The sequence below is a fragment of the Maritalea porphyrae genome (assembly GCF_027213965.1).
In the GTDB taxonomy this organism is placed as follows: domain Bacteria; phylum Pseudomonadota; class Alphaproteobacteria; order Rhizobiales; family Devosiaceae; genus Maritalea; species Maritalea porphyrae_A.
Genome location: NZ_JAPWGX010000095.1, coordinates 1 through 229, shown reverse-complemented (window position 1 = coordinate 229; position 229 = coordinate 1). Strand labels below are relative to the sequence as shown.

Sequence of the window (229 nt, the reverse complement as noted above, 5' to 3'; positions counted from 1 at the left end):
CTACTTCTGCACGAATAAAGCCTTTCTCGAAGTCAGTGTGGATCTTACCTGCCGCCTGAGGCGCAGTTGCACCAACAGGGATTGTCCAAGCACGTACTTCTTTATCACCTGCTGTGAAGTAGGTGTGTAGAGTCAGTAGTTCGTAACCAGAGCGAAATACACGGTTCAGGCCCGGCTCTTCGATCCCCATATCTGCTAGGAATTCTTCGCGATCTTCATCTTCTAGTTC

General features: G+C 49.3%; 1 protein-coding gene. It reads right to left on the bottom strand.

Translation table 11 applies throughout. The features are described 5' to 3' along the window. The coding region (locus O4H47_RS18120) for a DUF933 domain-containing protein (RefSeq protein ID WP_269395417.1) at positions 1 to 229 on the bottom strand (229 nt) is incomplete at both ends.